The 26,707-nt window shown below is 67.4% G+C and carries 22 protein-coding genes; 10 read left to right on the top strand and 12 right to left on the bottom strand.

From position 1 onward, the window contains the following. Positions 1-18 precede the first annotated feature (18 nt). From IPV10_RS02385 to manA, 4 genes are all read right to left on the bottom strand, one after another. Positions 19-1,398, bottom strand: a complete 1,380-nt coding sequence (locus IPV10_RS02385) for a DUF5719 family protein (RefSeq protein WP_207479990.1) — start codon at positions 1,396-1,398, stop codon at positions 19-21. Next, entirely contained in the window at positions 1,395-4,379 is a 2,985-nt protein-coding gene (locus tag IPV10_RS02380; RefSeq protein WP_207479987.1) for a glycosyltransferase, read from the bottom strand. Before IPV10_RS02380 ends, IPV10_RS02385 begins: the two co-directional genes overlap by 4 nt. A gap of 137 nt (positions 4,380-4,516) precedes the next feature. Continuing rightward, positions 4,517-4,834 carry a WhiB family transcriptional regulator gene (locus IPV10_RS17125; RefSeq protein ID WP_278249297.1) on the bottom strand — a complete coding sequence of 106 codons (318 nt, stop codon included), beginning with the start codon at positions 4,832-4,834 and terminating at the stop codon, positions 4,517-4,519. 177 nt (positions 4,835-5,011) lie between these two features. Beyond that, positions 5,012-6,142, bottom strand: a complete 1,131-nt coding sequence (gene manA, locus IPV10_RS02370; RefSeq protein WP_207479985.1) for a mannose-6-phosphate isomerase, class I — start codon at positions 6,140-6,142, stop codon at positions 5,012-5,014. 87 nt (positions 6,143-6,229) lie between these two features. Here manA and IPV10_RS02365 point away from each other — a divergent pair, with 87 nt between their 5' ends. Both IPV10_RS02365 and IPV10_RS02360 read left to right on the top strand, forming a co-directional pair. Further along, complete coding sequence (locus tag IPV10_RS02365; RefSeq protein ID WP_207479983.1) at positions 6,230-7,639, top strand: O-antigen ligase; 1,410 nt, start codon at positions 6,230-6,232, stop codon at positions 7,637-7,639. Then, the gene (locus IPV10_RS02360) at positions 7,636-8,931 is read left to right on the top strand and encodes an O-antigen ligase family protein (protein ID WP_207479981.1); all 1,296 of its coding nucleotides are present in this window, start codon (positions 7,636-7,638) and stop codon (positions 8,929-8,931) included. Before IPV10_RS02365 ends, IPV10_RS02360 begins: the two co-directional genes overlap by 4 nt. Positions 8,932-8,935: 4 nt before the next feature. Here IPV10_RS02360 and galE read toward each other — a convergent pair whose 3' ends face one another. Next, on the bottom strand, positions 8,936-9,925 hold the full coding sequence (galE, locus tag IPV10_RS02355) for a UDP-glucose 4-epimerase GalE (RefSeq protein WP_242684529.1): 990 nt from the start codon (positions 9,923-9,925) through the stop codon (positions 8,936-8,938). Between the two features lie 150 nt (positions 9,926-10,075). Here galE and IPV10_RS02350 point away from each other — a divergent pair, with 150 nt between their 5' ends. From IPV10_RS02350 to IPV10_RS02340, 3 genes are read left to right on the top strand one after another with little or no spacing between them, the layout of a single operon-like run. Further along, on the top strand, positions 10,076-11,986 hold the full coding sequence (locus tag IPV10_RS02350) for a glycosyltransferase (RefSeq protein WP_207479979.1): 1,911 nt from the start codon (positions 10,076-10,078) through the stop codon (positions 11,984-11,986). Next, positions 11,983-12,945: a glycosyltransferase gene (locus IPV10_RS02345; RefSeq protein WP_207479977.1), complete on the top strand. Its 963-nt coding sequence runs from the start codon at positions 11,983-11,985 to the stop codon at positions 12,943-12,945. Before IPV10_RS02350 ends, IPV10_RS02345 begins: the two co-directional genes overlap by 4 nt. Before the next feature lie 2 nt (positions 12,946-12,947). Continuing rightward, the gene (locus IPV10_RS02340) at positions 12,948-13,532 is read left to right on the top strand and encodes a hypothetical protein (RefSeq protein ID WP_242684528.1); all 585 of its coding nucleotides are present in this window, start codon (positions 12,948-12,950) and stop codon (positions 13,530-13,532) included. Between the two features lie 52 nt (positions 13,533-13,584). Here the strand turns inward: IPV10_RS02340 and IPV10_RS02335 are convergent, their stop codons facing one another. Genes IPV10_RS02335 through glf form a run of 3 tightly spaced genes read right to left on the bottom strand, consistent with a single transcriptional unit; the run spans position 13,585 to position 16,260 of the window. Then, positions 13,585-14,319 carry an ABC transporter ATP-binding protein gene (locus tag IPV10_RS02335; RefSeq protein WP_207479975.1) on the bottom strand — a complete coding sequence of 245 codons (735 nt, stop codon included), beginning with the start codon at positions 14,317-14,319 and terminating at the stop codon, positions 13,585-13,587. Next, positions 14,319-15,113 carry an ABC transporter permease gene (locus IPV10_RS02330; RefSeq protein WP_207479973.1) on the bottom strand — a complete coding sequence of 265 codons (795 nt, stop codon included), beginning with the start codon at positions 15,111-15,113 and terminating at the stop codon, positions 14,319-14,321. Before IPV10_RS02330 ends, IPV10_RS02335 begins: the two co-directional genes overlap by 1 nt. Before the next feature lie 10 nt (positions 15,114-15,123). Continuing rightward, entirely contained in the window at positions 15,124-16,260 is a 1,137-nt protein-coding gene (gene glf / locus IPV10_RS02325) for a UDP-galactopyranose mutase (protein WP_207479971.1), read from the bottom strand. Positions 16,261-16,388: 128 nt separating this feature from the next. Between glf and IPV10_RS02320 the strand changes: the two genes are divergently transcribed. Genes IPV10_RS02320 through IPV10_RS02310 form a run of 3 tightly spaced genes read left to right on the top strand, consistent with a single transcriptional unit; the run spans position 16,389 to position 18,968 of the window. Next, positions 16,389-16,817 carry a GtrA family protein gene (locus IPV10_RS02320; RefSeq protein ID WP_207479969.1) on the top strand — a complete coding sequence of 143 codons (429 nt, stop codon included), beginning with the start codon at positions 16,389-16,391 and terminating at the stop codon, positions 16,815-16,817. Then, positions 16,810-17,808 (top strand): glycosyltransferase family 2 protein, encoded by a 999-nt coding sequence (locus IPV10_RS02315; protein ID WP_207479967.1) that lies wholly within the window; start codon positions 16,810-16,812, stop codon positions 17,806-17,808. Before IPV10_RS02320 ends, IPV10_RS02315 begins: the two co-directional genes overlap by 8 nt. Continuing rightward, entirely contained in the window at positions 17,805-18,968 is a 1,164-nt protein-coding gene (locus IPV10_RS02310) for a hypothetical protein (protein ID WP_207479965.1), read from the top strand. The genes IPV10_RS02315 and IPV10_RS02310 overlap by 4 nt, the downstream gene beginning before the upstream one ends. A 69-nt stretch (positions 18,969-19,037) precedes the next feature. On the opposite strand, the gene IPV10_RS02305 is transcribed toward IPV10_RS02310, so the two are convergent. Further along, on the bottom strand, positions 19,038-20,333 hold the full coding sequence (locus IPV10_RS02305) for a nucleotide sugar dehydrogenase (RefSeq protein WP_207479963.1): 1,296 nt from the start codon (positions 20,331-20,333) through the stop codon (positions 19,038-19,040). 62 nt (positions 20,334-20,395) lie between these two features. Between IPV10_RS02305 and IPV10_RS02300 the strand changes: the two genes are divergently transcribed. Continuing rightward, complete coding sequence (locus IPV10_RS02300; RefSeq protein ID WP_207479961.1) at positions 20,396-21,568, top strand: glycosyltransferase; 1,173 nt, start codon at positions 20,396-20,398, stop codon at positions 21,566-21,568. On the opposite strand, the gene IPV10_RS02295 is transcribed toward IPV10_RS02300, so the two are convergent. Next, a complete protein-coding gene (locus IPV10_RS02295; protein ID WP_207479959.1) occupies positions 21,569-22,771 on the bottom strand; it encodes a glycosyltransferase family A protein in 1,203 nt (400 codons plus the stop codon). Continuing rightward, a complete protein-coding gene (locus IPV10_RS02290) occupies positions 22,768-23,847 on the bottom strand; it encodes a glycosyltransferase family 4 protein (protein ID WP_207479957.1) in 1,080 nt (359 codons plus the stop codon). Before IPV10_RS02290 ends, IPV10_RS02295 begins: the two co-directional genes overlap by 4 nt. A gap of 58 nt (positions 23,848-23,905) precedes the next feature. Here IPV10_RS02290 and IPV10_RS02285 point away from each other — a divergent pair, with 58 nt between their 5' ends. Then, the gene (locus tag IPV10_RS02285; protein WP_207479955.1) at positions 23,906-24,880 is read left to right on the top strand and encodes a hypothetical protein; all 975 of its coding nucleotides are present in this window, start codon (positions 23,906-23,908) and stop codon (positions 24,878-24,880) included. A 24-nt stretch (positions 24,881-24,904) separates the two neighbouring features. Here the strand turns inward: IPV10_RS02285 and IPV10_RS02280 are convergent, their stop codons facing one another. Then, positions 24,905-26,683, bottom strand: a complete 1,779-nt coding sequence (locus IPV10_RS02280; RefSeq protein ID WP_207479953.1) for an ABC transporter ATP-binding protein — start codon at positions 26,681-26,683, stop codon at positions 24,905-24,907. Between the last annotated feature and the right edge of the window lie 24 nt (positions 26,684-26,707).

Below are 26,707 nucleotides of genomic sequence, written 5' to 3'. Positions count from 1 at the left end.
GCGCGACGCCGGGGCTGCCTACGGATAGACCGTGATGCTCTTCTCGGGTCCGGCTGCGGGCCATACGGGCCACACCGCCATCGCCCCTGGGGCGTACTGGGAGACCGCCGCGCGAATCGGATCCGAGGTCTCGATCGAGTAGGTGGTCCGCGCCTCGACGTCGACCGCGATCGATGACCCGGCAGGTACCGTGATCTCCTCGGCTTCGCCGTCGACGGCCGCCACCGAGACGACGGAGTCCGTCTCCTCGTCGTTCACGAGGAGCAGCCGGGAAGCGGGCCCTGCCGGCACGGCGACGAGCGCGGCGCCGCGGAACTCCGGTGCCGGCATCGCCCAGGCGAAGTCCGACTCGGGGCCTCCGCCGTCCTGCTGCCGGACGGCCGCCAGGACGGGGTCGTCCGCCTCGACCTGCACGCTGTACGAGCCGGCAGGCATCTCTGCGAGCGACATCTCGGTCGGCGTGCCCGCGGTGAGATCGACGGTGAACTCGCGGGCGATAGAGGTCTCCCCGAGCGCCCGAACGGTGACGACCGCCTTGGTGTCCGTCGGCGGGGAGAGCAGGCGGATCACCGCGCCGGACGAGTCGTCCGCATCGCTCTCGAAGATCTCCACGCCGGGGATGACCGGATGCCGCTGGGGAGCCGCGACCGCATCCTGAAGGTCGATCCCGACCGGGTCCAGGGTTCGCGTCAGCGACGACTGCAGCACGGCGCGCACCGGCGATCCGGTGGCGGTGACGTTCACCACCGGCACCTCGGCGCCGGTCGCGATCGAGGTCAGCGGCAGCGCGACCTGAGCGCCGGCCGGGACGATGACGGTGCGCGACCCCGGCACCGAGCCGTACACGGTGAGCGTCACTGAGGAGGGGACGGCACCCGGATTCGTGAGGACGATGAGGTCTTCAGAGCCGGTCTCGACGCTGCCGCCGACCAGCCAGGACTCGATGCGCGCCTCACGGCAGGGCGCCGCGGCGAAGCCCGACAGATCGTCCTCCGAGAGCGTGACGGACTCTGTCGCCGCGAGGAGCGGTGCGGTGCGGCCGTCGACGACCCCGGTGAGCCTGCGGACCTCGCCCGCATCGACGAGGTCACCCGTCGACAGCGCGGCGATCTCCGGCTCCCCCGCCGAGCCCTCGACGGTGAACCGAGGGGATGCCGCGGAGACCATCTGCAGCGGTTCCGACGGGTCGCGGCCGATCGCGCGGAAGTCGCCGTTGCAGACGAGCACGGTGTCGCCGGGCAGCGGGGTCACCTCGACCTGGGCCGGGTCGTGCGTGACGGTGGGCCAGGGTGCCGTGATCGCGAGGACGACTCCGACAGCGCATGCGGCGGCCACGACCGCGCCGGTGAGCACGCGCGCACTCGTCGCCGCCACGCGGACAGCGCGGTTCCCGCTCATCGTGCCTCCTCCTCGTGAGCCGGTGCCGGCTTCTGATCGGGGTCCGGTTCCGGCAGATCCTCCGGTCCGTGCAGATCCTCCGCAGGCTGCGGGTCCTCCAGAGGTTCGGGGTCTACCGCAGGATGGAGGTCCTCCGGGTGCTCGACATCCTCTGCGTGCCGAGGGAGGACGATGGGCTCCTCCGGGGCGCGCCCGACGATCCGGGATCGCGCGCGCGCGGCGCGGCGCGATGCACGCGTGGGGACCGACAGCAGGAGCGCCGCGGCCAGGAGCACGAGCTGCAGGGTGATGGTCAGACGTGCGGTCGCCTGCTGCCCCGCTGTGAGCGCCGCCCGGTTCTCGGCATCCGCCTCCAGCCGCCAGAGCACCCCGCGGTCGGTGGCACCTGCCTGCACGAATCCGGCACGCTGATCGAGCGCCGTGACGGCGGAGGTGCGCAGGGCCCTGGCGCGATCGGCCTCGTCGCCCGCGACCTGGGCCAGCAGGACGTAGCTGATGCCGTTCTCGGCGAGTGCCGAGGCTGCGTCGAAGTCTCTCGCCGAGAGCAGGTCGACGGAGAGGGTGGTGATGTCGGTGCCCCGCACCTCGGTGGCGGTCGAGAGGATGGTCGACTGTGCGCTGAGCGTCTCGCTCGCCCCCCAGGCGACCTCGGCCGCGAGGCCGCCGTCGTTCTGCGGAGTCAGCACCAGCGTTCCGATGGGGCGATCCTCGCCGGCCTGCGCGGCGACGTACGCCGGGAGGGTGGAGACCGGTCCGTCCGTGAGGACCGTGCGCCCGGTGTGGAAGGCCGCCAGCGCTGGCACGGCGCAGACCGCCACCGCGACGGCGGCGACCGTGGCGCTCAGCAGGCGCAGCCGAGGCAGGGTGAGCGCCGTGTCGAGCGTCACCAGCGCAGCGCCCGTCACGCCGATCCAGGCGAGGCTGAGCCCTGCCCCCGGCCAGATGGCGACGGGCGTCCCCTCGGAGAACGACACCATGACGCCCACCGCGAGGAAGGCGGTGGCGAGACCGCTCATGGCGACGACCAGGAGGGTGATGCCCGCCCGCCAGCGCGGCGCGACGGCGGCGGCGAGCGCGAGCAGCGCCAGGGGCACGAGCAGTGCGGGCGCCCATGCTCCGATCGACTCGCCGGCGAACGGCATCCAGCCCGCGAGGTCCCCGGTGGGGAACCCCGTGGCGAGCGCGAGCCTGCCCGTGGCGTCGGCAGTGGCCTGCAGCCCGGGACGGATGAATCCGGGGTCGGCGAGCACGGCGATCAGGCTTCCGTGACGCAGCTGCCACCCGATGAGCGGTGCGAACAGCGCGAGTGCCGGAATGGGAACCCACAGCAGTCGCACTGCTCCGCGGATGCGGGAGCCACCGAGGGTGATCCCGAGGGCGATCACCCACAGCACGAGGAGAGCAGGCAGCAGCGAGGGCGAGCAGGCCGCGACGGCGGCGAAGAGAACGGATGCCGCGCCGGACGCACCCCAGGAGCGATGCGCCACCACTGCGGCGTGGAACAGCCATGGCAGCAGGAGGTGCACGAGCACCGCGGCCGGGCGGCCCTCCGTCAGCGCGGTGAGGAACGTCGGCGCGAGAGCCCAGATCACGCCGGCGAAGATCCGCAGACCTGAACGGTCGGTGACACGCGTGGCGGCGAACCATCCGCCGAGCACCGCGAGCGGCAGCGCGAGGATCCAGAGCAGCACCAGCGAGAACGAGGGAGCACCCGGCCAGAGCGAGCCGAGGACGGCGAGCGCTCCGGCGAACGGGTCGGCGGGGCCGATGACGTCGACGCCGATCCCCCGCAGTCCCCAGGCGGCGTCGCGCCACAGCGCGGCGACGGTGGTGCGCAGCGGGAGCAGCGCTCCCCCGCCCAGCACCGGCCAGGCGAGCAGTGCCGTGAACGAGGCGACGCTCACGACGGCCGCGGCGAGGACGGCCCACGCGCCGCCGCCCGAGAAGAAGCGCAGTTCGCTGACCGCGCCGCCCTCGCTGCCGTGTCCGTCGTCGAGGCGGCGCCGCAGCTGGGAACCGGTCACGCGCAGGGGCGCGACGCTCGCCCAGCCGGTCGTCCGGAACGAGCGGATGCTGCGCCGGGAGCGCGCGATCGCTCCGAGCCGGAGCATGGCGGTGAGGGCTGCTCCCCACTCCGGAGCCACGGCTTCGGGGCGCTTGCCGATGAGATGCGTGATCGAGCGCCAGAGGGCCAGCGGGAGCAGCGTGAGCCAGTGCAGCGGCACCGCGATCGCCGGCGCGTAAACCAGCCGGCGGTGCAGTTGCGCGACGCGCGTCGCGTATGCACGTCTGGTGCGTCCGGTCGGAAGCGCCGCAGGGCCGTCCGGCGTGACGGAGATGCGTGCGGCCGGAGTCAGCACCACGCGGCCTCCGCCGAGCCGAGCCCTGACGCCGAGGTCGAGTCCCTCGTCGGCACCGGCGAGAGCGGGGTCTGGTCGCAGCGAATCGCGGATCTCCCCGCGGATGAGGACACCGCGGATGTCCGAGCCGAGGGCGTCGTCGCGGCCGTCGTGCTGGCCCTGGTCGAGCTCTCCTGCGGCGAGTTCGACCGATCGTCCCAGCGCCGTCATCGTGACGCCGAGCGAGACGATCTCACGGTCGTTGTCGGTCTGCACGAGCTTCGGCGCGGCGATCGCCGCCGACGGTGAGCGTTCCAGCGTGCCGACCAGCCGCTCGAGAGCACGCACGTGCGGCGCCGTGTCGTGTGCGAGCAGCCACACCGCGCTTCCCTGCGCGACCCGAGGGCGCGCCAGTTCGACCGCCTCGGCGAATGACGTTCCGTGGCGCGCCTCGATGATCCCCTCGACGGTGCTCGCGACGCTCTCGCTCTCTCGAGCGGAGGCCGCGTCGCCGCACATCACCAGGGTGACGGCCGCTGGCTGCGTGGTCTGGGAGCGCAGCGCGTCCAGCGTTCGGAGAAGCTGCGCACGGGCGGAGGATCCGGGGCGCGCGACGATGATTGCGTGGACTCGGGCTGGCATGACGTCGTCAGCCTAAGCGCGCGACTGCGAGCGCAGAGGCAGCGAGTGCGGCGTGGCCGCGAAGCAGTCGGTCAGCGGATGCCGCGAAGCAGTCGGTCAGCGGTCTGCGCGAAGCGGATGCCGCGGTCAGCCGCGTGTCAGCTCGCGCGGCGCTTGAGCTTGCGGCGCTCCCGCTCGGAGAGCCCGCCCCAGATGCCGAAGCGCTCATCGTTGTTGAGCGCGTACTCGAGGCATTCGCCGCGGACGTCGCACGAGGTGCAGATGCGCTTCGCATCGCGAGTGGATCCGCCCTTCTCGGGGAAGAACGCCTCCGGGTCGGTCTGCGCGCACAGCGCCTCGCTCTGCCACCCGAGGGCCGCGTCGTCTTCGGACTCGACCTTGCGCACCCCGGGAACACCGAGGTTGATCGGATCGACGAACCAGTTCTCCGGTACGTCCGAACGGTATCCCGTCATGTCGATCTCCAACCCTTTGTTCCGCCCCCCGGCGGGCCGTGCTCAACTAATTACACCCGTGTCATTCGCATCGGTCAAGTCGCGGATCGTAAACCCTCAAGCCCGGATTGAAAGTTCATGACGATCCATCGGCGTGTCGCGCCGATCGCAGGCTCCCCGGGTCGCCGTCGTCCGGGCTCAGTCGCCGGGGGCTGCGAGGAAGGCCTCCCCCTCGCCCGACATCGTCAGCGTCCCCTCGTCGGCCGCGGCGAACACGGCGGTGCCCACCGGAACCTCGCGCGTCTCGGCATCCGCTCCGCTCACGACGATCGTCCCGGCCGTGGCCAGCAGGATGGTGGGGCCTGCCACCGGCACGGTGACCGCGGCGCCCGTGAGCGTCACCCGGCGCAGGGAGAAGTCCGCAACGGGCACGTCGTACGCCGTGACGGGGCCATCCGCGTCCGGCCGCAGCACCGGCACCGCACCAGGCTCGGTGTCGAGGATCGAGAGAAGCTCGGGGACGTCGATCCGCTTGGGCGTGAGGCCACCGCGCAGCACGTTGTCGCTCGCGGCCATGATCTCGACGCCGAGTCCGTCCAGATAGGCGTGCAGGAGGCCGGCGCGGAGGAAGATGCCCTCTCCGCGGCGCAGCACGACGTGGTTCATCAGGAGGGCGACCACGACGCCCGGGTCGCCCGGATACACATCGGCGACTCCGGCGATCGCACGCAGCGTCGTGTTCCATGGTCCTTCCCCGTGCTGTGCGGTGCGGACGGCCGCGATCACCTGGTCGACCTCGGCCTGAGCCCCGCCCGAGAGCAGCCAGCCGATCGTGTCGCCGAGCACGTCGCCGGCGCCGCCGAGGCGTGCGCGCAGCGCAGACACTCCGGCTCCGGCTCCGTCGCCCAGGCCGGCCAGAAGGTCGAGCGTGTCCGCGACCGGCCGCAGTCCGCTCAGCGACTCGAAGGTCTCGCTGAGCGCCACGATCAGCTCGGGCTTGTGGTTGTCGTCGCGATAGTTGCGACCGGGATCGTCGGCGTCGAGGCCGGCTTCGCGCGCCCATCCTGCCCTCGCCTGCTCGATTGTCGGGTGCACCTGGATCGACAGGGGCGCACCGGCCGCGAGCAGCTTGAGCAGATACGGAAGGGTGCCGCCGGTGACCGCGTCGAGCGTGCCGCCGCCGTCGACATCCGCGGGGTCACCCGGGTGATCGCCGAACCACACCTCCGCTTCGGGGGCGCCTGTGGGCTCACGGCCCTCGAGGCCGGCGAGAAGCGTGCGAGACCCCCATGCGTAGTCGCGGGGCACGTTGGAGAGACCGAGCAGCATGTGCCCAGCGTAGGACAGCGCGCGGACCTCCGCGTGACCGGTGAGGTGCTCAGGCGCAGGCCGTTGCGGCGCGGTAGCCTGAACGCGATGGCGCAGTACACGAAGCACCCGGTGAAGGCCCCGCCCACCGCGCCCGAGCGCGAGTCGACGGGACATCTTCTGCTGCGCGCGTACATCATCCTCGTGCTGATCGTGACTTTCGCTCACTCGGCCGTGTACAACCTGCTCGGCGCGATCGGCGCGGGGATCGTGCTCGTCGTGTTCCTCCTTGCCACGCTCGCCATCGGGATCCCGATGATCGCGACGAACCGGCCGCAGGCGTTCCCGTGGCGCCGGCTGCCGTGGACCGCGACGGCGTACGCGCTACTCGCGCTGCTCTCCCTCGCCTGGTCGCAGTGGCGCGTCCCGACCGCGATCACCTGGGTGCTTCTCGCGACGGTGACCGTGAACGCCCTGTTCATCGCCCACGTCCTCACCTGGCACGAGATCGTGCGCGCACTGTCATCCGCGTTCAAATGGATCCTGGGCCTCTCCCTCGCGCTCGAGCTGTGGGTCTCGCTGGTGCTGCACGCCCCGCTGCTGCCGAACTTCGTGACCCTTCCGGACGGCGAGATCGACCCGCAGTGGTACTGGGTGCGCGACAACCTCTTCGACGGCGGCCGCATCCAGGGCATCGTCGGCAACGCGAACCTGCTCGCCATCATCAGCGTGTTCGCGCTCATCACCTTCGGCATCCTGTACAGCGCCAGAGCCCGCTGGCGCACGACGCTGGCGATGTGGATGCTGCTCGCCGCCTACTTCCTGTTCCGTGCGGCCTCGGCGACGGCGTTCGCCTGCGCGGCAGCGGCCGCGGTCGTGCTGATCGTCGCTCTGCTGATGCGCCGGGCGCAGACCCCGGCCGCGCGGACCCGCCTGTACGTCGTGTTCATCGGAGGGTCGGTGCTCGCCGGAGCCGCGGCCTGGCTGCTGCAGAAGCCCCTGCTCGCCCTTCTCGGCCGCGAATCCGATCTCACCGGCCGCTCGGACAGGATCTGGACGAAGGTGCTCGAACGGGTCGCCGAGCATCCGATCGCCGGGAACGGCTTCTCGAGCCCCTGGGTGCCGAGCGACCCGGCATTCGATCACTGGATCACCGATCACGGCATCACTGTTTTCCACGCGCACAACATGTGGCTCGACGTGCTCATGCAGCTGGGGGCTGTCGGGCTCGTCCTCGTCGCGATCGCGTATCTCAGTCTGCTCTGGCGTTCGTGGTTCTTCGCCGTCGACCGGCCACGCTGGGATCTGACCGCCGACCGCACCTACTCCCCGCTCACGCTTCTGCCCAGCCTCTTCACGGTCGTACTCCTGGTCCAAGGCCTCACCGAGTCCACGCCCATCATGCTGTGGGGCTGGATGCTCCTGATCCTGCTGTCCTTCAAGATCAAGGCCACTCCGATCGTCGGAGTGGGCGAGCGCGTGATCGAGCGCGGCGAGAGAAGACGGCGGGTCCCGTGACCCTGGCCCGTCGCCTCAGCCGACTGCTCGGCTCGGCCGAGATGGCTCGAGCCTTCACCCTGGCGGCACTCGCCGCCGTGTTCGGCTCGTTCACCATCGAACGGATGACGTCGCAGATCACGCTCGCCTCGATCGTCGGCCTGCTCTGCCTGCTCGGCGCCACGATCCTGTGGGTGCGACGCGAGGAGCTCTCGCTGCTGCGCCTCGCTCCGTCATCGCTGCTCGCCTTCCTGGTCTGGGCGGCCGTGAGCCTCGCGTGGACCACGGACAGGTCGGACACCGTCTTCGGGTGGCTGACGCTTCTCGGCTTCGCGTTCCTGGCGATCACGATCGGTCACATCCGCGACACGCTGCAGACCGTGCGCGCTCTCGGCGACACGCTGCGCGTGCTGCTCGCCGTGTCGCTCGGCCTGGAGATCATGTCGGGCATCCTGCTCGACGTGCCGTTCGCGTTCCTCGGCGTGCAGGGCAACCTCGCGCTCGGCGGACCGGTGCAGGGCATGTTCGGCAGTCGCAACATGCTCGGCTTCATCGTGGTGATCGCGCTGATCACGTTCGTGGTCGAGTGGCGCTCCCAGTCAGTGACAGCCCCCATCGCCGTGCCCTCGATCGCGCTCGCGACGCTGCTCGCGTTCCTCTCCGCATCCCCGACGGTGCTCGTGCTCGCTGTCGCCGTCGGCGTGGTTGCCGTGGCTCTCGCGATCGTGCGGCATGCGCCGCTCGAGCGCAGGAACGTCGTGCAGTGGGTCCTCGGGGCGCTGGTGGCACTCGCGCTGGCGGCGGCGTTCGCACTGAGGCACCCGATCATCGCGCTGATGGACGCGGGCTCCGACTTCTCGATCAGGGCGACGCTGTGGAACACGATCCTCGACTTCGTCGCCATCAAGCCCATCACGGGGTGGGGCTGGTTCGGCCCGTGGGCCCGCGGCGAGTACCCCTTCACGTACATCAACTTCCAGCTCGACGATCACCATCAGAGCGCCCTGAACTCGTACTTCGACGTGCTTCTCCAGCTCGGCACGGCGGGGCTCGTGCTGTTCCTGCTGCTCGGCGGCATAGCGACCGTGCGCTCATGGCTGGTCGCGAGCGCCCGGCGTTCCGTGGTCTACGCCTGGACGCCGCTGATGCTCGTCACGCTCGCTGTCTACTCGATGTTCGAGAGCTTCACGCTCGTCGGTGCCGGATGGTTCATGCTCGTGCTGTGCGCGCTGCGCGCCGGCCAGTCGCGGTCATGGCGCGAGAGCATCGACGCCGCGAACACCGGAGTGATCCCGACGCTGCGGGGTGAATGAAGGCTCAGGCGGATCCCGCGAGCTTATCGGCCCAGGCCAGAGCGTCCCGGACGCCGTCGTCCAGCGAGCGCTCCGCGCGCCAGCCGAGCAGTCGCTCGGCAAGGCCGGCGATCGCGAATGCGCCGGCTTGGTCACCGGGACGACGGCCGGTCTCGGCGACCTGGAGGGTACTGCCGGTGACCCTTTCGAATGCCGCGATGAGCTCCCGCACGGTGACTCCGTCGCCGGTCCCGAGGTTGATCACGCGGTACGGGTCGTCGGCGGAGACGACATCGTCGAACTTCTCCACAGCCGCGACATGGGCGAGCGCGAGGTCCCAGACGTGGATGTAATCCCGTAGGCCAGACCCGTCTCGGGTCTGCCAGTCGGTGCCGGTGATCGCGAACGTCTCCCCTCGGGCGTGCGCGGTCATGATCCTGCCCAGCGCATGGGAGGGGGTCGGGTTCTGCAGACCGCTCCGAAGATGAGGGTCGGCTCCGATCGGGTTGAAGTAGCGCAGAGCGATCGCGCGGAAGTCGCCCGCGGCAGCAGCATCCTCGAGGATCTGCTCGACCATCGCCTTAGTGGTGGCGTAGGGGCTCGCGGGCGCGAGTGCAGCACTCTCGTCGACTCCGTCGCCGCTCTCACCCGCGTAGACGGAAGCGGACGAGCTGAACACGACGCGTCCGATACCGGCCTTACGGAGCCGCTTGAGCAGGATGATGGACTTGCCGACGTTGGCGTCGTAATACCCCAGCGGGTCCGCGACCGAATCCGGAACGACTATGCGCGCGGCGCAGTGGACCACAGCAGCGATGTCCGGGTGCTCGTCCAGCAGACGGTCGAGCAGGAGGCCGTCTGCGATGTCCCCGACGTACAGCTGCCGGCCCTCGCCGAAGGAACGCAGCCCGGTGGAGAGGTCGTCGAGTACGACGACGTCATGCCCGGCCTCGATGCACGCCGTACCCACCGTCGATCCGATGTAGCCGGCGCCGCCGGTTATCAATACCTTCATCGCGATCAGTCTAACCACCGTGATCTGGGCCGCTCGGGGCCGCGCTCCCAGTGATCCGAAGCCGGTGGAGGGTAGGCTGATCTCTGCTCGTCGAGTCCCGCGCCTCCCCCAGGGCGGCGGTCTGCGGCAACAACATCGGAGATCCATCCCGTGGCACACGTCCTTCAGAACGTCGTCTTCCCGCTCGATCGCGACCCCGACCTTCTGCCGTTGTACGCAGACCCCGAGACCTGGTCGGTGATCGAGGACGAACCCGTCCGAGTCTCGAACCGCGCGCACCTCGGCAACATCCTCGGGCGCCATCGCGCCCGCATCGTGGCCGGCCGCCGCGTCTCACTGGGCACGTACTTCAACGCGTTCCCCGCGTCGTACTGGCAGCACTGGACGAGCGTCCGCGACGTCCGTCTGACCGTTCACACCAGCGGACCTGCCACGATCCTGGTCTACCGTTCGAACAGCGCGGGCGTCAGGCAGCGGGTCGCGACGCGAGAGGTCACCGGTGAGGCGACCACTTCATTCGACCTGTCACTCACGCAGTACAGCGACGGCGGCTGGATCTGGTTCGATGTGGTCGCGGACGAGAAGCACGCCGTACTCGAAGGTGCGGAGTGGACGACGGAGCAGGAGCCGGTCCGCACCGGCAAAGCGTCTCTGGGGATCACCACATACAACAAGCCCGACTACTGCATGGAGACGCTCCGAGCCCTCGCCGCATCACCCGATGCCCTCGAGTTCGTCGACCGCATCTTCCTGGTCGACCAGGGCACGCAGCTCGTCGCCGATCAGGACGGGTTCGATCAGGTCGCCGAGCGCCTGGGCGACACCCTCCAGGTGATCCGCCAGCCGAACCTCGGCGGTTCCGGCGGTTTCGCCCGCGCGATGCTGGAGACGCTGCGACGTCCCGAAAGCGATTTCGTGCAGCTGCTCGACGATGACGTGCGACTTGAGCCGGAGTCCCTGCGCCGCTCGATCGTGTTCGGTCAGTACGCCACGACTCCTGTGCTGGTGGGCGGTCACATGTTCGACCTTCTCGACCGCCCCAAACTGCATGGCTGGGCCGAGGTCGTCGACGAAGCACCGTTCATGTGGCGCAACCTCTACCAGGAGAAGATGCCGCACGATTTCGGCGTCGCCAACCTCCGGCAATCCCCGATGCTGCACATGCGGATGGACGCCGACTACAACGGCTGGTGGATGTGCCTCATCCCGGTCGAGACGGTACGGAAAGTCGGATTGTCGCTGCCCGCATTCATCAAGTGGGACGACGCCGAGTTCTGTCTCCGAGCAGGCGATGCCGGGTACCCCACCGTGTCGATGCCGGGCGTCGCCCTCTGGCATGTGTCGTGGGTCAACAAGGACGACACGATCGACTGGCAGGCGTACTTCCACGCCCGCAACCGAATCGTCACAGCGATTCTCCACTCCGACGCACCCCGGGGCGGTCGCCTGATCATCCACAGCCGCCGGGTCGATCTCAAGCACCTGATGATGATGCAGTACTACCCCGTCGCTCTCAGAGCTCGGGCGCTGCGAGACGTCCTCGCCGGTCCGGACCATCTGCGCGCCAACTTGGAGACGGCGATGCCTGCAGCTCGAGCGCTCGCGTCCGAGTTCCCTGAGACCCTCATCCATCGTGACCCGTCGACCGTGCTTCATTCACGACGGGGCCGTCAGGTGTACAAGCGACTGCCGAAGAACGAACTTGACAGCCCGAGCGGACTCAGACTTCGCTGGTTCACGCTTTCCACCCTCGCTGCGCACTGGCTGCACAAACCCCACCCCGCCAACATCCGCCAGCCCGAGGTGGAGTTCGGCAAGGACGACGCGCTGTGGTGGCGTCTTCCGGGGTTCGACAGCGCCCTCGTCAGCGCGGCCGACGGGTCGGGCAAGAACATCTACACCCGGGATCGCTCGAAGTACCGGCGGATGCTGCGCGAGTCGGTGCGCCTGCACGCCGAACTGCGCCGACGCTGGCCCGAGCTTCAGCGTCAGTATCGAGAGGCCCTGCCCGAGCTCGTATCCCCCGCTTCCTGGCAGCAGATCTTCGAGGAGAAGGCATGACCGCGGCGCCCGCTGCATTCGACCCGGCGTCGGCGACGATCGTCATCGTCACTTTCAACCGTTCGCACCTGCTCACCGGTCTCCTGGAGAGCATCACGTCGATGAACCCGAAGCCGGGCCGCGTCGTGATCATCGACAATGCTTCCGCCGACGACACCACCGATGTGGTCGAATCGTTCCGGCCGCGTCTGGGCGCCGAGCTCGTCTACCGTCGCCTTGAGACCAACACCGGCGGCTCCGGCGGCTTCAGCGAGGGCATGCGAACCGCCTACGAACTCGGATCCGAGTGGATCTGGATGATGGACGACGACGTCGAGGTCCTCCCCGACGGGCTTGCCAGGATGGGCAAGTGGGCTCCTCGCTTCAAGAGCATCCAGGGACGCCGCTACGACTACGACGGCAGCGAATTCTACTGGCAGTACCGGATCGCCGAGCGGATGGGCATCCCGATCCCGTTCGCCCCTTCCGGGTTCGACAGCTCCGGGTTCAAGGAGATGAACAGCGGATGCTTCGAGGGCATGTTCATCCATCGATCGATCGTGCAGCAGATCGGCCTGCCTGACCCGCGCTTCTTCATCTACTGGGACGACCAGATGTACGGCTGGCTCGCCTCGCGCCGGACCACCGCGGTCATCGTCGACGAATTCGTCCTTCGTCGCACGCGCGAGATCAGGCAGTGGGACATGGGCATCCGCCACATGAACGCGTCGAGCAACGCGTACCGCTTCTACATCATGCGCAACCGGGCATACATCAAGAAGTACTACCGGGTGCACGGGAACTACAACCCGGTGCTGTTCGGCCTCGGCACGGCGATGACCTTCGCAAAGGAGCTCATCCGACTTGTGTTCGTCGAGCGCACGGTCCGCGGTACGAGCAACCTCTTCCGAGGGCTCAGGGAGGGCGGCCGAATCGGCCGCGATCGCTCCTGGCAGCCCATGGCCTCTCTGGAGGCCTGAGCATGAGCGAGCAGCAGCCGGAGCTGAGGTGGGCGCCCCTCCCACCAGCGCCGAATCACCGCGGGAAGGTCTGGCTGATCCTCGGGATCGCCCTCGCGATCGTCCTCATCGCCGCTGTGCTGCTGCTGTTCCTGGTCCCCCGAGGCGGCGCACCCGAACCGTCGCCGTCACCGTCGGCATCCGCGACGCCAACGCCGAGTCCCACGCCCACGCCGAGCCCCACCACGGCGCCGACCCCCACCACCCCTGTGGTGACGGCGCCGCCGACGACCGATCCGACCGTCGACGCGTTCCGAGCACGGGTCAGCGTGTGGCTGGACGACGCCGTGTACGGTCTCGACATCGTGGCGAACAACCCCGGACCCGATGGCGTCCCGGTCATCGAGACGCTGCAGGAGGACGCGCAGCGTCTCGCCGATACTCAGGCGCCGTCATCGATCGGCACGCAGTGGCGTGACGGTGTGACGGACTACGCGCAGAAGCTGACCGCCCTGCATTCCGCAGCATCCGCCGGCACCGATGTCACCTCCGCGCTGGAGGGCGCCCGCGCGTCCGCCGCGAACCTACGCGCGCTCGTCGGGCTCTGAACGCCGGTCGCGGCGGAGGGATTCCACGCGGCGCGGGAGAACGTGACAGCCCTCAGACGGCGTGGTCGGCGTTGTACCGGTCGAGCACCTCGGCGATCGGCGCGTCGAGCACGAGGGCGCCCTTGTCGAGGTACAGGCCACGCTTGCAGAAGCGCCGAAGATCGCGCTCGTTGTGGCTGACGAAGAACAGAGTCCTGCCTTCGGCGAGCAGCTCATCGATGCGCTTGTAACACTTGTCGCGGAAGGCCTTGTCGCCGACTGCGAGGACCTCGTCCACGAGCAGGATCGGCTCGTCGAGCTGCGACACCACTGAGAAGGCGAGGCGCACCTTCATGCCGTTGGAGAGGTGCTTGTACGGCGTCTCCTCGAAGCCGGCGAGCTCGGCGAACGCGATGATGTCGTCGTAGCGGCTGGAGACCTCGTCGCGTGACATGCCGTGCAGGCCGGCGGTGAGCCTGACGTTCTCACGCACCGTGAGGTCGCCGACGAAGCCGCCGGTGATCTCGATGAGCGGGGCCACGCCGCCGTTGACGGTCACGGTGCCCTCATCGGAGAGAAGTACCCCGGCGACCAGGCGCAGCAGCGTCGACTTCCCCTGCCCGTTCCGGCCGACCACGCCGATCGACTCGCCGGGCTGCACCGTGAACGAGACGTCGCGGAGTGCCCAGAACTCGCCGGGGCGCGAGCGCCGGGAGGCCCCTGCGAAGAGGTCCTTGAAACTCCGCCTGCCGCGACGGTTGCGCCGGAAACGGACCCCGAGACCCTGTACTTCAATCGCCGCCGACATCACAGCTCCTTAAGCACGGGGCGTTCGAGCATGCGGAACACCCACATGCCGAGAGCCAGGATGCCGACGCTCATCACAACGCTGATCAGCACGGTCGTCGAGTTCCACTGGTCAGGGAAGAACGGCATCCGATAGAGCATGAAGATCCCCGCCAGCGGGTTGAACGCCCCAAGCGTCTGGAACACGCCTGGGAGGTCGGTGACGTTGTAGATGATCGGGGTGGCATAGAACAGTGCCCGGAGGATCAGAGCCGTCGTCCGCTCGAGGTCGACGTACATGACGCACAGCGGAGCGACCAGCAGGCCGAGCCCGACGAGCAGCACCGTCTGCAGCAGCATCGCCACCGGCATCCAGAGGACCCCCCACCCGAACTGCGTGCCCGGCGCGAAGACGGCGAACGCCACGAGCACCGGCAGCGAGAACAGGTACTCCATGCCCTTGCTGAGCACGATCCGGTTCACCCAGATGGACCTCGGGATCGCCGTCGAGCGCACCAGACGTGCGTCCTTCTTGAAGGCGCGCGTGAAGTCCGACACGGAGGAGTTGAACCACACCCACGGCAGCAGCGCGCTGATGAGGAACACGATGTACGGGTCCTCGCCGACGTCACGACTGAACACCTGCGTGAAGACGAACCAGTAGATGGCACTCATCACGAGCGGATCGAGCACCGACCAGAGGTAGCCGAGGAAGCTGGTCGAGTAGCGGACCTTGAGGTCGCGGGCGGACAGGAGCCACAGCGAATGCAGGTAGCGCCGGGGCGTCCCGGGCGCACCGGCAGCAGTGTGACTCACGGTGTCGAGTCTACGAGAGGGTGTTGTTCCACAGCGACAGCGCCGAGCCGATGGCCATGTGCATGTCGAGGTACTGGTAGGTGCCGAGACGTCCGCCGAAATGCACGTCCTTCTCCCCCTTCGTGAGCTCACGGTACGCCAGCAGGCCTTCGCGGTCGGTCGGGGTGTTGACCGGGTAGTACGGCTCGTCCTCACGTTTCGCGAACCGCGAGAACTCGCGCATGATCACGGTCTTGTCCGACTTGTAGATGTCCTCGCGCTCCGGGTGGAAGTGTTTGAACTCGTGGATGCGCGTGTACGGCACATCCATGTCGGGGTAGTTCATGACGCTGGTGCCCTGGAAGTCGCCGACATTCAGCACTTCCTGCTCGAAGTCGAGCGTGCGCCAGCTGAGCGCGCCCTCCGCGTAGTCGAAGTAGCGGTCGACCGGGCCGGTGTAGACGACGGGGACCTGTCCGACGGTCGCCTTCCGGTTCAGCGGCTGGGACTCGTCGAAGTAGTCGACGTTCAGTTTCACCTCGATGTTCGGGTGGTCGGCCATCCGCTCGATCCAGGCGGTGTAGCCGTCTGTGGGCAGCCCCTCCCAGGTGTCGTTGAAGTAGCGGTTGTCGTAGGTGTACCGGACCGGAAGGCGGCTGATGATGTCGCCGGAGAGCTTCTGCGGATCGGTCTGCCACTGCTTCGCGGTGTAGTCGCGGAAGAACGCCTCGAACAGCGGGCGTCCGACGAGGGCGATGCCCTTCTCCTCGAAGTTCGCCGCGCTCTTGGCGTCGAACTCCCCAGCCTGCTCCTTGACGAGCGCACGCGCCTGGTCGGGCGTGTAGGCGGACTGGAAGAACTGGTTGATCGTGCCGAGGTTCACCGGCATCGGGAAGACGACGCCCTTGTGGGTCGTGTAGACGCGGTGCACGTAGCTCGTGAACGTCGTGAAGCGGTTTACGTACTCCCAGACCGACGGGTTCGAGGTGTGGAACAGGTGCGCACCGTAGCGGTGCACCTCGATGCCGGTCTCGGGCTCCGCCTCGCTGTAGGCGTTGCCGCCGATGTGGTGGCGGCGGTCGATGACGATGACTTTACGGCCCGCTTCTGCAGCGCGCTCAGCGATGGTGAGGCCGAAGAAACCCGACCCTACGACGAGGAGATCCATGCCTCCATCGTATCGGCGAGTTCCTGAGAGCTTGAGGCGATGACCACGAGACTCCAGCGCCCGTCCGCCAATCTCGGCGCCTTGCCCATCGGTGAAAACTCGCCGGAGTCGTCTGGCAGACTTAAGTCATGGCGAATACACTTCGGGGCGCGATTTCGCGCGTGTGGGGCAGCAGCGCCGTCCGTTATCTCGCCGTAGGTGGATTCTGCTTCCTGGTCGACATCGCACTCCTATGGTTCACTCACGAGCTGTTGGGCGTGCCGCTGCCAGTGGCGACTCCGGTCGCGTTCCTGGCCTCCTTCGTCGTGACGTATACACTGCAACGAGTGGTCGCATTCGCCTCCGACAACAGGGTGGCGCCGAGCGTCGCGCGGTATACGGCGCTCGTGATCTTCAACACGCTGGCCACGACCGGCATCGTCTGGGTCGTCGACCAGATCGGCGGGGGATGGATTCTCGGGAAGATCGCAGCGGTTGTGGCCACGACTGTCTGGAATTACTTCGCCTATCGTCACTGGGTGTTCGCCAGCCCTCACACACGGAGCTCGGATGTATAAAAACGCGGTCATCGCCGCTGTAGTGCCGGCATACAAGGAAGAGAAGATGATCGCCAAGGTCATCGAGACTATGCCGGACTTCGTCGACCACATCGTGATCGTCGACGATTGCAGCCCTGACGCAACGAGCGAAGTCGTACGGGAGATCGCTGATCCGCGCGTGCTGTTGATCCGGCACGAGATGAATCAGGGCGTCGGAGGTGCGATTATCACGGCGCACCGAGCCGCCATGGATCTCGGCGCAGACGTGAACGTCGTGATGGCGGGCGACGCGCAGATGGATCCCGACTATCTCCCGGAACTGCTCGACAAGGTCACCGACGAGGGATTCGGGTTCGCGAAGGCCAATCGGTTCTACTCTCCCGAGTCGTTCCATGGGATGCCTGGATACCGAGTCTTCGGCAACGTCGTCCTCTCGTTCTTGACGAAGCTCGCGTCCGGGTATTGGAATCTGTTCGATCCGCAGAACGGCTATACGGCGGTCCGCACCGAGGTGCTCCGCAGAGTGCCGCTCGACCGTGTGGCGAAGAGATACAGTTTCGAGAACGACCTCCTGATTCACCTGAACATCCTTCAGGTACCGGCCACCGACGTGCCGATTCCGGCGGTGTACGGTGATGAGGTTTCGAGCATCCGGCTTGGGAAGGTCATCCCGGAGCTCCTCAATCGCTTGACAGTCGGATACTGGTCTCGAATCTGGTATCGCTACGTCCTCTGGTCGTTCTCCCCGATCGCCCTGTTGCTGTTCATGGGGCTCTGCCTGCTCCTCATCGGTGTCGGGGTCAGCATCTGGGTCGTATTCCAGATCGCTGGTTCGGTCGTCGCAACCGCCGCCACAGTGATGCTCGCCGCCTTGCCGTTGATGATCGGAACGCAGATGTTGATCAGCGCACTCCAGCTCGATATTCAAGCGACTCCGAGTACGCCCATCTATCAGCGCTTCGCTGTTCGCGATCCGGAAAAGACACCGCCTTCGAAAGACACCGAATGACTTCACACAACCGGGCCCTCCATGCCGGCCATTGGGTGAAGCGCAACACACACAATCTGGCACTTTGGGCCATTGTGTTCGGAAGCTTCGCCATCGGCTACACCGCATATACTCTGCGACAGCCGTTCTTCTATCCGGACTCTCGCTATTACCTCGCCATGGCCTTCTGGTTCGGAGGCGAGAGCCAGGAGTCGGCACGTGAACTGACGGCCGCCTTCGGCGCTCACTACGGCCAGCAGATCCCGGAGATCGATCAGCTGTTCGGCTGGGGCCTCGTCCAGCCTCGGGTCGTCCTTCCCTTGCTCGCGGCGATACCGGTGAAGCTCTTCGGTCCGTTCGGGCTTGCGGCGACCGTTCTTGTGATCTTTGCCGTGATGACCGTCGTCTTCACTCTCATCATTCAGCGTCGCTACGGCAATGTCGTCGCCGCCGCGGTCATGCTGCTGATCAACAGCAGTCATTACTTGATGATGTTCAACGGCGGAATGCTCACGGAATCACTTTCGGCGCTGTGGAGCGCACTCACGCTAGTAGTCGCCTGGCACTGGATGGAACGTCGACGCCCATGGATTCTCGGGTTGCTGGCGCTGACCGTCGTCGGCGCGGCTTTTACCCGACAGGCAACTTTCATCGTCGCAGGCGCGTTCGTCATTGCGTGCTTGCTTGGCTCCCTGATTCAGCGACGCTGGAACGATTGGACTGTTCCCGCGATCGTCGTGGCAATAACAAGCCTCGGGTGTCAGATCCTGCAGGCTCTGATCTTCCCCTCCTTCTCGCAACTGGATCAGTTCTATATGAAGGCCGGCGCCGACAACCTCGTCGATGCGCTCCGTGCGGTTCCGCGCATGACAATGCACATCATCAACAAGGATGTCAATACATTCCTGCACAGTGATGTCCCGCTGCTACTGCTCATCCTTCTTGCCATCGCTGGCGCAGCCCTTCATTTCCGCCGCCCCGAAGCTCACCTGCTTCTCGGAGGAATCCTGGGAACCGCCTTGTACAACGTCACCAATGGAACTCCCACTCAGTTCCGCTACGCGATTCCCGGGCTCATCTTCTTCGTGATCGCTGCAGCGCTCGCTGTCAAGTCGACGGCCGACAGCACGGTCGCGCAGCTGAGCGTTTCGAATCGACGCTCCGAGAACGACATCGATTGACCATCGGATTGACAGGAAGGGCCGCTCGCGCGAGGCGAGCGGCCCTTCCTGTGTGAATATCTCAAGCAGTCAGGCGGCAGCGCCGACCACCATGCGCGGAGTCCCGGCCCAGACTGCGGCATCCGTCGCTGCACGTCCGTCGACGAGCAGCCTGATGCCGGGGATGTCGGCAGGCGAGAGCTCACGATAAGCGGCGTGGTCCGTCTGCAGGACCGCCAGATCGGCTTCCCCTCCGATGGCGTAGGGCTCGAATCCCAGAGCACGCAGCTCATCATCCGTGTACAGCGGATCGTGCACGAACACGTCTGCGCCGCGGTCGCGGAGCGCCTTCACCGTAGGGAAGACGCCGGAGAACGCCGTCTCCTTCACTCCTCCGCGATACGCCGCGCCGAGGACGACCGCCCGCAGACCGCTGAGATCGCCCAGCAGTCCCTCCGCTTGCGCGACGAGACGCTCGGGCATCGAGGCGTTGAGCTGACGGGCGACACGCACGATATCGGCGTCCGGATCCGTAGACAGGTACAGCCGAGGATAGATCGGGATGCAGTGTCCGCCGACCGCGATGCCGGGTCGGTGGATGTGGCTGTACGGCTGCGAGTTGCACGCCTCGATCACCTTGTACACGTCGATGCCGTGCGCGGCCGCGAACAGTCCGAACTGGTTCGCGAGGCCGATGTTCACATCACGGTACGTGGTCTCGGCAAGTTTGGCCATCTCCGAGGCCTCCGTGGTGCCCAGGTCCCAGACTCCGTTGGGACGCGGCAGGTCGGGGCGCTCGTCGAACTGCAGCACCGCCTCGTAGAACTCACGGGCGCGCCGATTACCCTCATCCGAGAGTGCGCCCACAAGCTTGGGGTATTTCCGGAGGTCTGCGAAGACTCGGCCGGTGAGAACCCGCTCGGGCGAATAGGCGAGGTGGAAGTCCTTGCCTTCGACGAGCCCGGATCCCTCCTCGAGCATCGGCTTCCAGCGATTCCGAGTTGTGCCCACCGGCAGCGTGGTCTCGTAGGAGACAAGAGTGCCGGGAGTGAGGTGTTGGGCCAGCGCGCGGGTCGCGGAGTCCATGTACTTGAAGTCCGGCTCCCACGTCACATCGTCGACGAACACGGGAACGACCAGCACGACTGCGTCAGCGCCGGGAATGGCCTCTGCGTAGTCGGTCGTCGCGCGAAGGCGGCCGGACGGAATGAGTTCGGAGAGCTTCGCCTGGAGGTGCGCCTCCCCCGGGAAAGGCTCCCGCCCGGCATTGATCGTCTCGACTGCCGTGGGATTCACGTCCACTCCGATCACCTCATGACCGGATGCGGCGAACTGGACGGCGAGAGGGAGCCCGATCTTTCCGAGGGCCACGACGGCGATGCGCATGGGTTCTAGTCTAGGGGGGCGTCCTGTGCGGCAGCTCACCGGTGGTGCGGCAGAATCGAGTGATGACCTCGTTGAGCCGAAGCCGCGTGACCGTCGTCTCGCGAATCTTTTCTCCTGAGCCGGGCGCCGCGTCTTTTCGTCTCGCGGCCCTCACCCGAGCGCTCCTCGAGTGCGGTGCCGAAGTCGACGTTCTCACCAGCACCGCTCCGGCAGGAATGCGTGTCGCCGGCGATGTCGCCGGCGCGACAGTCCGTCGCGCCCCGGTCCTGCGGGATCGAGACGGGTACGTGCGCGGATACGCGCAGTACATGAGCTTCGACGTCCCTCTCGCGTTCCGATTGCTGTCATCGCGAAAGCCGCACGCCGTGATCGTGGAGCCTCCCCCGACCACAGGGGCTGTCGTGCGCGCCGTCTGCTGGTTCAGGCGGATCCCGTATGTGTACTACGCCGCCGACGTGTGGTCGGAGGCCGCGTCGGTCGCCGGATCGCCGGCACTGGTGACGAATGTCGTCAGAGCGCTCGAGAAGTTCGCGCTCAGCGGTGCGGCCGGTGTCGCCGCCGTGTCTGAGAGCGTGGCGCAGCGGTTGCGGGAGATCGCTCCCAAGGCGCTGGTCGAAGTCGTCGGAAACGGGTACGACGAGACGATCTTCCGCCCTGATGGGCCGTCGCACCGAGCGGACGCTCCTTACCTGCTGTACCCCGGAACCGCGTCGGAGGTTCACGGTGCGATGATCTTCATCGACGCGATGCCGCGTGTTCTGAGCTTGATGCCCGACGCTCGCCTGGTCTTCATCGGCCAGGGTGCCGAGCGCGACGCCATGCAAGCGCGCGCCACCGCGACGGTCCCCGGCGCGGTGGAGTTCCTGCCGCGGATGTCGGGCCGTGAGGTCGCGGGATGGATCAGAGGCGCCGCGGCCACGCTTGCGAGTGTGCTCCCGAATGCCTACGTGGCGTTCCCCACCAAGATGCTCGCGTCCGTGGGATGCGGAACCCGCGTGGTGTACACCGGCCCCGAGCCGGGGCTCTCATTCGCGCGGACCCCCGGTGTCGGCTGGACTGCGGAGTATACGAAGGACGAGGTCGCGGAGGCGATGATATCCGCTCTGCGGGAAGCGGGATCCGACGGGGAGCGCCGCCGACTGTCGACCTGGGCAAGCGGGGAGCATTCGCTGGGTGTCGTGATGAGCCGCGTCACCGGGCTCGTCCAGGACGTCATCCGAAACGCCCGCCGCTGATCAGCGAGGCAGGAGCGCGATGAGCAATGCGGCCGCCAAGACCGCCGACGTCAGCACTAGGAGCACCGCGCGCAGCCACGGGAAGTAGCGCGAGGCTCCGATCTTTATCGACGCGGTCGCGAGCATGAACCGTGGCTGGGCCTGCGGATGCAGGAGGAAGCGGAGGCTGTTCGGCGCGAGTGCGTCCACCGTGCGGTAGCGCGCGGATGAGGCATCCGCGGCCGCCACTGCGGCAAGATCCGGGCGGGGACGGGTCAGCTCGTCGAACAGCCGCCCGTGTGCGCGCGAGAGCAGCTTGCGGGCATCTGGCGCGAAATCGTCGATGAGTCCGATCATCTCCGCCATCGCCGCGCAGTCGTCATCCGTGAACGCCCTGCCGCCGTCCCGCTTGCGCACGGAATCGATGAGGTTGCGACGGAGCAGCTTCGTCGCAAGGGCAGTCCTCTGGCTCGCGGACATGCGCTGTACGACGTCGTCGCGGAGCGTGGCGACGACCGCGCCGAGCTCCTCGCGCACCGGCTTCGCCAGATGCGTGACACGGACCGGGGCGTCGGCATGCTCGACGTACGCCGCGAGTCCGACGGCCGCGACGACCCGCCCTCTGAGCCAGAGGCGCGTGACGAACGGGAGGTCGCCGCCGTTGCGCGCCCCGTCCAGGAGACGGAGTTCGAGCCTTTGGATCGCTTCCTTTCGCATGAGTCCGAGGGGAGCGCTCCGATACGAGAGACGGTCACGGGCGAAGTCGAGCACGCCTGTGCGCATCAGCCTCTTCGGCGGGGAGCGCACCAGAGTCCGCTGTGTGCCACGGACGACCTTCGCCAGCACTGCGTCGGCACCGAACCGCTCGGCTCGCTCCCGCCACTGCGAGATCGCGTCCCGATCGAGCTCATCATCCGAGCCCATGATGCCGACATAATCGGCGTCAGAGGCGTCCAGGCCGAAGTTGAAGGGGCCGGATGGGCTCGGGATTCCGTCGGCGCACTCCTCGATGCGGATTCGTCCGGGGTGCGCGGCGATGAGATCGGCCAGTTCGAGTTCCACGTCCGCGCGCGTGAGATTGTGGCATACGACGAACGCCCTCACCGACGGATCTCCGTCGGCGAGGATCGATCTGATCGCCCGGCGAATGTCGCGCCGCGTGTCGTGCACGGCGACGATCATGTCGACAGTGCGGGGCTCCTCGTCTTCCCGGCGTGCCTTCATCCGCGATTCACCTCTTCATAGATCTGCGTATACCTGCGACGGAACTCCCCCTCGCCGAATCGCTCCGCCAGCGCTCGCCCGTGCGACGCGATCCCAGCCCGATCCAACTGGAGAGCACCAAGGACACCCCGCGCGATCTGCTCGCCCTCGCGCGGCACGACGAAGCCGGTTCCCGGCGCGATGAAACCGGAGTGCGCTCCCGTTCCGGTGGCGACGACCGGCAGTCCCGCCATCAGGGCCTCGACCGTGGCGAGCGAGAACGTCTCCGAGCGCGTGGGCAGCACGAAGACATCGGCCTCGGACATCGCCGCGCCTACGGCAGTGGCGGAGACGTGACCGGGGGCGATGATCACGCGACCATCGGCAGACGCGGCCAGCTCAGCGAACTCCGGACCGTCGCCGAGCCAGAGCAGTTCTGCGTCGAGGCCGTCGTCCGTGAGTCGCTGCACGGCGTCGACCGCGAGCCGCCAGCCCTTCGGTTCCTTCACGGTGCCCACGCCGAGCACCTTCACCTTCGCGCCGCGGAACAGCGTCTCCCCTGCTCGGGCATCCGCATCCGGCAGGTCGACGATGTTGCCGATCACGTCGACAGGCCCCCTCCTCACTCGGCGGACGGCATCGGCCAGGAACTCGCTGACCGCGATCACGCGGTCAGGCCCGGCGAACGCGCGCCGACTGAGCGGAAGCGCAAGACGCGCCTTCGGAGACGCGCTGAGGTTGCGAACCCCGCTCCAATGCTCGGTATGGACCCACGCGCGATCAGGACGCCGCAGGAGGAACGGCAGCAGTGCCGGGGCGGCCATGGTGTGCACGATCCCGGCGTCGCCGAGGAGATCAGGGACCTGCCGCGTCGCCGCCAGGAGTCCGCGGGGTGTGCGCACGTCGAGGGGGAAGGCCGCGACCCGCACGTCGCCGTGCCTGCGTGAGCGCGCACCGTCGTCGAGCTCGGGAGGGACGAGATGGATCACGTGCACATCGTGGTCTTCAGCCAGGGCCTTGACGTCGCGGGCGATGAAAGAGCCGGCTCCGGGGTTGCGCGTCGTGGGAAACCAGGTGGTCAACACGGCGATCTGCACCGATCCAGCTTAGCGCCGTGTCGCGGCCCGCCCATCGACGCGGACCTAACATGGAGGAATGGCGACCACCCCACGCGTACTGCATCTCAACGACTGCGCCTTCGTCGGCGCCAACCTCGTCGAGGCCGCGACAGCCCAGGGACTGCCCTGGCGCATCCTTCCGCCCCAGCTCACCTGGCCGCCGTTGCGTGCCGGCAGATCACGTCCGACTCGCGCTGCCGCGTATCGGACGCTCGCCCGCATCGGGCTCGCGGCGGCGCGCTCGGACGTGATCCACGTGCACTACGCCACGACGGTCGCCCGCATCGCACCGCGCTACATCCCCGATCGCCCGTACGTCCTGCATCTGCACGGAACGGACATCCGCACGCTCTGGCATCAGGCAGCGCGTCACGCGACCCTCCAGCGCTACATCGACGGGGCTGCGCACGTCTACTATTCGACCCCCGACAACGCCGAGGACGCCACCACGGCGCGTCCCGACGCCGAGTATCTGCCCGTCGTTTTCGATCCGAGCGCCCTCCCCGCGTGGACGCCCGGGGGTTACGTCGCGTTCTCGTCCCGTTGGGAAGAGGTCAAGGGCCTGGAAGGAATGCTCGAGGTGGCCCGGCAGCTGATCGCGGCCGGAGTGCCCGTCCGGGGCCTCGACTGGGGTCCGGGCGCAGAGGAGGCCGCTCGTCTGGGCGTGGAGTTGATCCCGAAGGCTCCACATGAGGACTTCCTGCAGTTCCTCGCGAACGCGTCCGTGGTCGTCGGCCAGGCGACCCGGATACTCTCCGTGTCCGAACTCGAGGCCATGGGGATCGGTGCGCCGCTCGCCGCGGTGGGCAGGCATTACCCGGGGCCCGACGGGGAACCGCTCCCCATCCGCAACGGCGATGTCGACGACGTGGTCTCGGCGGTCCTGTCGGACTTCGCCGACCCGGAAGCAGCCGCGGATCAGTTGGGCTCGCGTGAGTGGGCGCTCCGGCAACACACCGCCCCCGGGCAGATCAGCCGGCTCGAGGAGACCTACCGGCGGATCAGCGGCTGAGTCGACCTCCGGAGGCGAGTTGCGTCAAGCCAGTCCGGCCAGACGTGCCTGAACGGCGAACTCCGGCTCTGCCGCCACGACCTCGTCGAACGTCCCCTGTGCAGCGATCCGCCCGTTCGCGAAGAAGCACACGATGTCCGCCTCCCGGATCGTCGAGAGTCGATGCGCGACGGTGATCACCGTCACCGAGCCGCGCAGCCGGCTGATGGCGGATGTCACAGCTTCCTCGGTCTGGGTGTCGAGCGCCGACGTGGCCTCGTCCATGACCAGGACCACCGGGTCCGTGTACAGGGCTCGTGCGATCCCGAGTCGCTGCCGCTGGCCACCGGAGAGCGCCAGGCCGCGCTCGCCGATCGGCGCGTCGAGTTCACCCGGCCGGGCACGTACGACCGTGTCCAGCTGTGCGCCCTTGACCGCACGCCAGGCGTCCTCGCGCGAGTACTCCTCGCTCCAGCTCAGCGCCACGTTCTGGCCGACCGTTCCGTCGAACAATGCCACGTCCTGAGGGACGTAGCCGACTCGGCGACGCCATGCGCCGAGCACCTCTGAGAGATCGGTGTCGTCCAGGCGGATCTCCCCGGCAGTCGGAGTCAGCAATCCGAGTATCAGATCGACCATCGTCGACTTCCCGGCACCGGAAGAACCGACGAAGGCGACATGGGTGCCGAGCGGAATCTTGAGACTCACGCCGGAGAGCGCCGGCGTCTCAGCACCGGGATACGTGAATGCGACGTTGTCCAGCACGAGTTCCACGGGATGCTCGTTCAGCTCGCCGTCTCCGATCACCTCGGCTGCGGAGATGTAGCCTTCGGCTGCCTTGATGTCGCGAATGACGGCGCGTGCGTGCGGCAGCGTGGAGGCCGTGGAGGTCATCACTCCCTGGAACTGCAGCATCGAGGGCACCATGCGGAAACTCGCGATTCCGAACAGCGCGATGGACGAGAACGCGCCGGGGAGACCGCCCGTTGCATAGCCGACGGCGCCGATGATCAGGAATCCGATGATCACGGCAGAATCGATCACGAACTTCGGGATCGCCCCGAGGAACCCGATCGTGGCTCGAGCCTTCACAGCGACGGAGCGGTTCTGATTCACGAGCGCAGCGACCTCCCCCGCCTTGTCTCGAAGCGTGATCTCCTTAAGCGCCTGCACCATCTCGGTCATCAGTGTCGCGGTGCGGAATGAGAAGTCCCGGTTCATCCTTCCGTTCTTGACCGCACGGCGAGACACCCAGCCGTAGAGCAGCCCCGCGACCACCCCGAGATAGAGCACCGTTGCGACCGCGATCAGCGGCTGGGCCGCGAACAGGACGAAGAGCACCGAGCAGAATGTGACGACCTGAGAGGGCAGCGAGGCGACCGGCAGCAGCAGGCCTGACGTGGTGTTCGCGATGCCGACATCCGCCATGCGAACGAGCTCGGCGGAGTTCCGCTTCATACGCTCGAGCCAGGGTGCTCGGATGTAGGCGCTGAACAGCCGATCACCGATCGCGAGTTCGAAATGGGCCATTCGCCGAGTCACGTACCATTGTTGAACGAGCGCGATGAGCGACTTGATCACCATCAGCGCGCACGCCGTCACCAGCACCCATACGACGTTCTCGGCAGCAATCTCACCGAGCAGGGGCAGACGCACCTGCTGGTTCGACGCCAGCGGTGCCAGCATCAGCGCAAGCAGCCCGAGCGCAAGGATGTCGAGCAACGCCAACGCCGAAGAAGACAGCGAGTAGCGGATGAGAAAGCTCCGCGCATCACCGGGCAGCAGCTCGAGGAGCTCCTTCAGCGTGACCCACAGCGCCTTCATGCTGTGGTCCCCGCCTGCGAACGT

Source organism: Microbacterium sp. SD291 (genome assembly GCF_017355365.1).
GTDB lineage: Bacteria > Actinomycetota > Actinomycetes > Actinomycetales > Microbacteriaceae > Microbacterium.
This window is presented reverse-complemented; position numbering and strand designations above follow the sequence as displayed.

Coding starts and splice junctions, on each gene's coding strand:
- IPV10_RS02385 (WP_207479990.1), bottom strand. CDS start 1,398: ATGAGCGGGAACCGCGCTGTCCGCGTGGCGGCGACGAGTGCGCGCGTG.
- IPV10_RS02380 (WP_207479987.1), bottom strand. CDS start 4,379: ATGCCAGCCCGAGTCCACGCAATCATCGTCGCGCGCCCCGGATCCTCC.
- IPV10_RS17125 (WP_278249297.1), bottom strand. CDS start 4,834: ATGACGGGATACCGTTCGGACGTACCGGAGAACTGGTTCGTCGATCCG.
- manA (WP_207479985.1), bottom strand. CDS start 6,142: ATGCTGCTCGGTCTCTCCAACGTGCCCCGCGACTACGCATGGGGGTCT.
- IPV10_RS02365 (WP_207479983.1), top strand. CDS start 6,230: ATGGCGCAGTACACGAAGCACCCGGTGAAGGCCCCGCCCACCGCGCCC.
- galE (WP_242684529.1), bottom strand. CDS start 9,925: ATGAAGGTATTGATAACCGGCGGCGCCGGCTACATCGGATCGACGGTG.
- IPV10_RS02345 (WP_207479977.1), top strand. CDS start 11,983: ATGACCGCGGCGCCCGCTGCATTCGACCCGGCGTCGGCGACGATCGTC.
- IPV10_RS02340 (WP_242684528.1), top strand. CDS start 12,948: ATGAGCGAGCAGCAGCCGGAGCTGAGGTGGGCGCCCCTCCCACCAGCG.
- IPV10_RS02335 (WP_207479975.1), bottom strand. CDS start 14,319: ATGTCGGCGGCGATTGAAGTACAGGGTCTCGGGGTCCGTTTCCGGCGC.
- glf (WP_207479971.1), bottom strand. CDS start 16,260: ATGGATCTCCTCGTCGTAGGGTCGGGTTTCTTCGGCCTCACCATCGCT.
- IPV10_RS02320 (WP_207479969.1), top strand. CDS start 16,389: ATGGCGAATACACTTCGGGGCGCGATTTCGCGCGTGTGGGGCAGCAGC.
- IPV10_RS02315 (WP_207479967.1), top strand. CDS start 16,810: ATGTATAAAAACGCGGTCATCGCCGCTGTAGTGCCGGCATACAAGGAA.
- IPV10_RS02310 (WP_207479965.1), top strand. CDS start 17,805: ATGACTTCACACAACCGGGCCCTCCATGCCGGCCATTGGGTGAAGCGC.
- IPV10_RS02305 (WP_207479963.1), bottom strand. CDS start 20,333: ATGCGCATCGCCGTCGTGGCCCTCGGAAAGATCGGGCTCCCTCTCGCC.
- IPV10_RS02300 (WP_207479961.1), top strand. CDS start 20,396: ATGACCTCGTTGAGCCGAAGCCGCGTGACCGTCGTCTCGCGAATCTTT.
- IPV10_RS02295 (WP_207479959.1), bottom strand. CDS start 22,771: ATGAAGGCACGCCGGGAAGACGAGGAGCCCCGCACTGTCGACATGATC.
- IPV10_RS02285 (WP_207479955.1), top strand. CDS start 23,906: ATGGCGACCACCCCACGCGTACTGCATCTCAACGACTGCGCCTTCGTC.
- IPV10_RS02280 (WP_207479953.1), bottom strand. CDS start 26,683: ATGAAGGCGCTGTGGGTCACGCTGAAGGAGCTCCTCGAGCTGCTGCCC.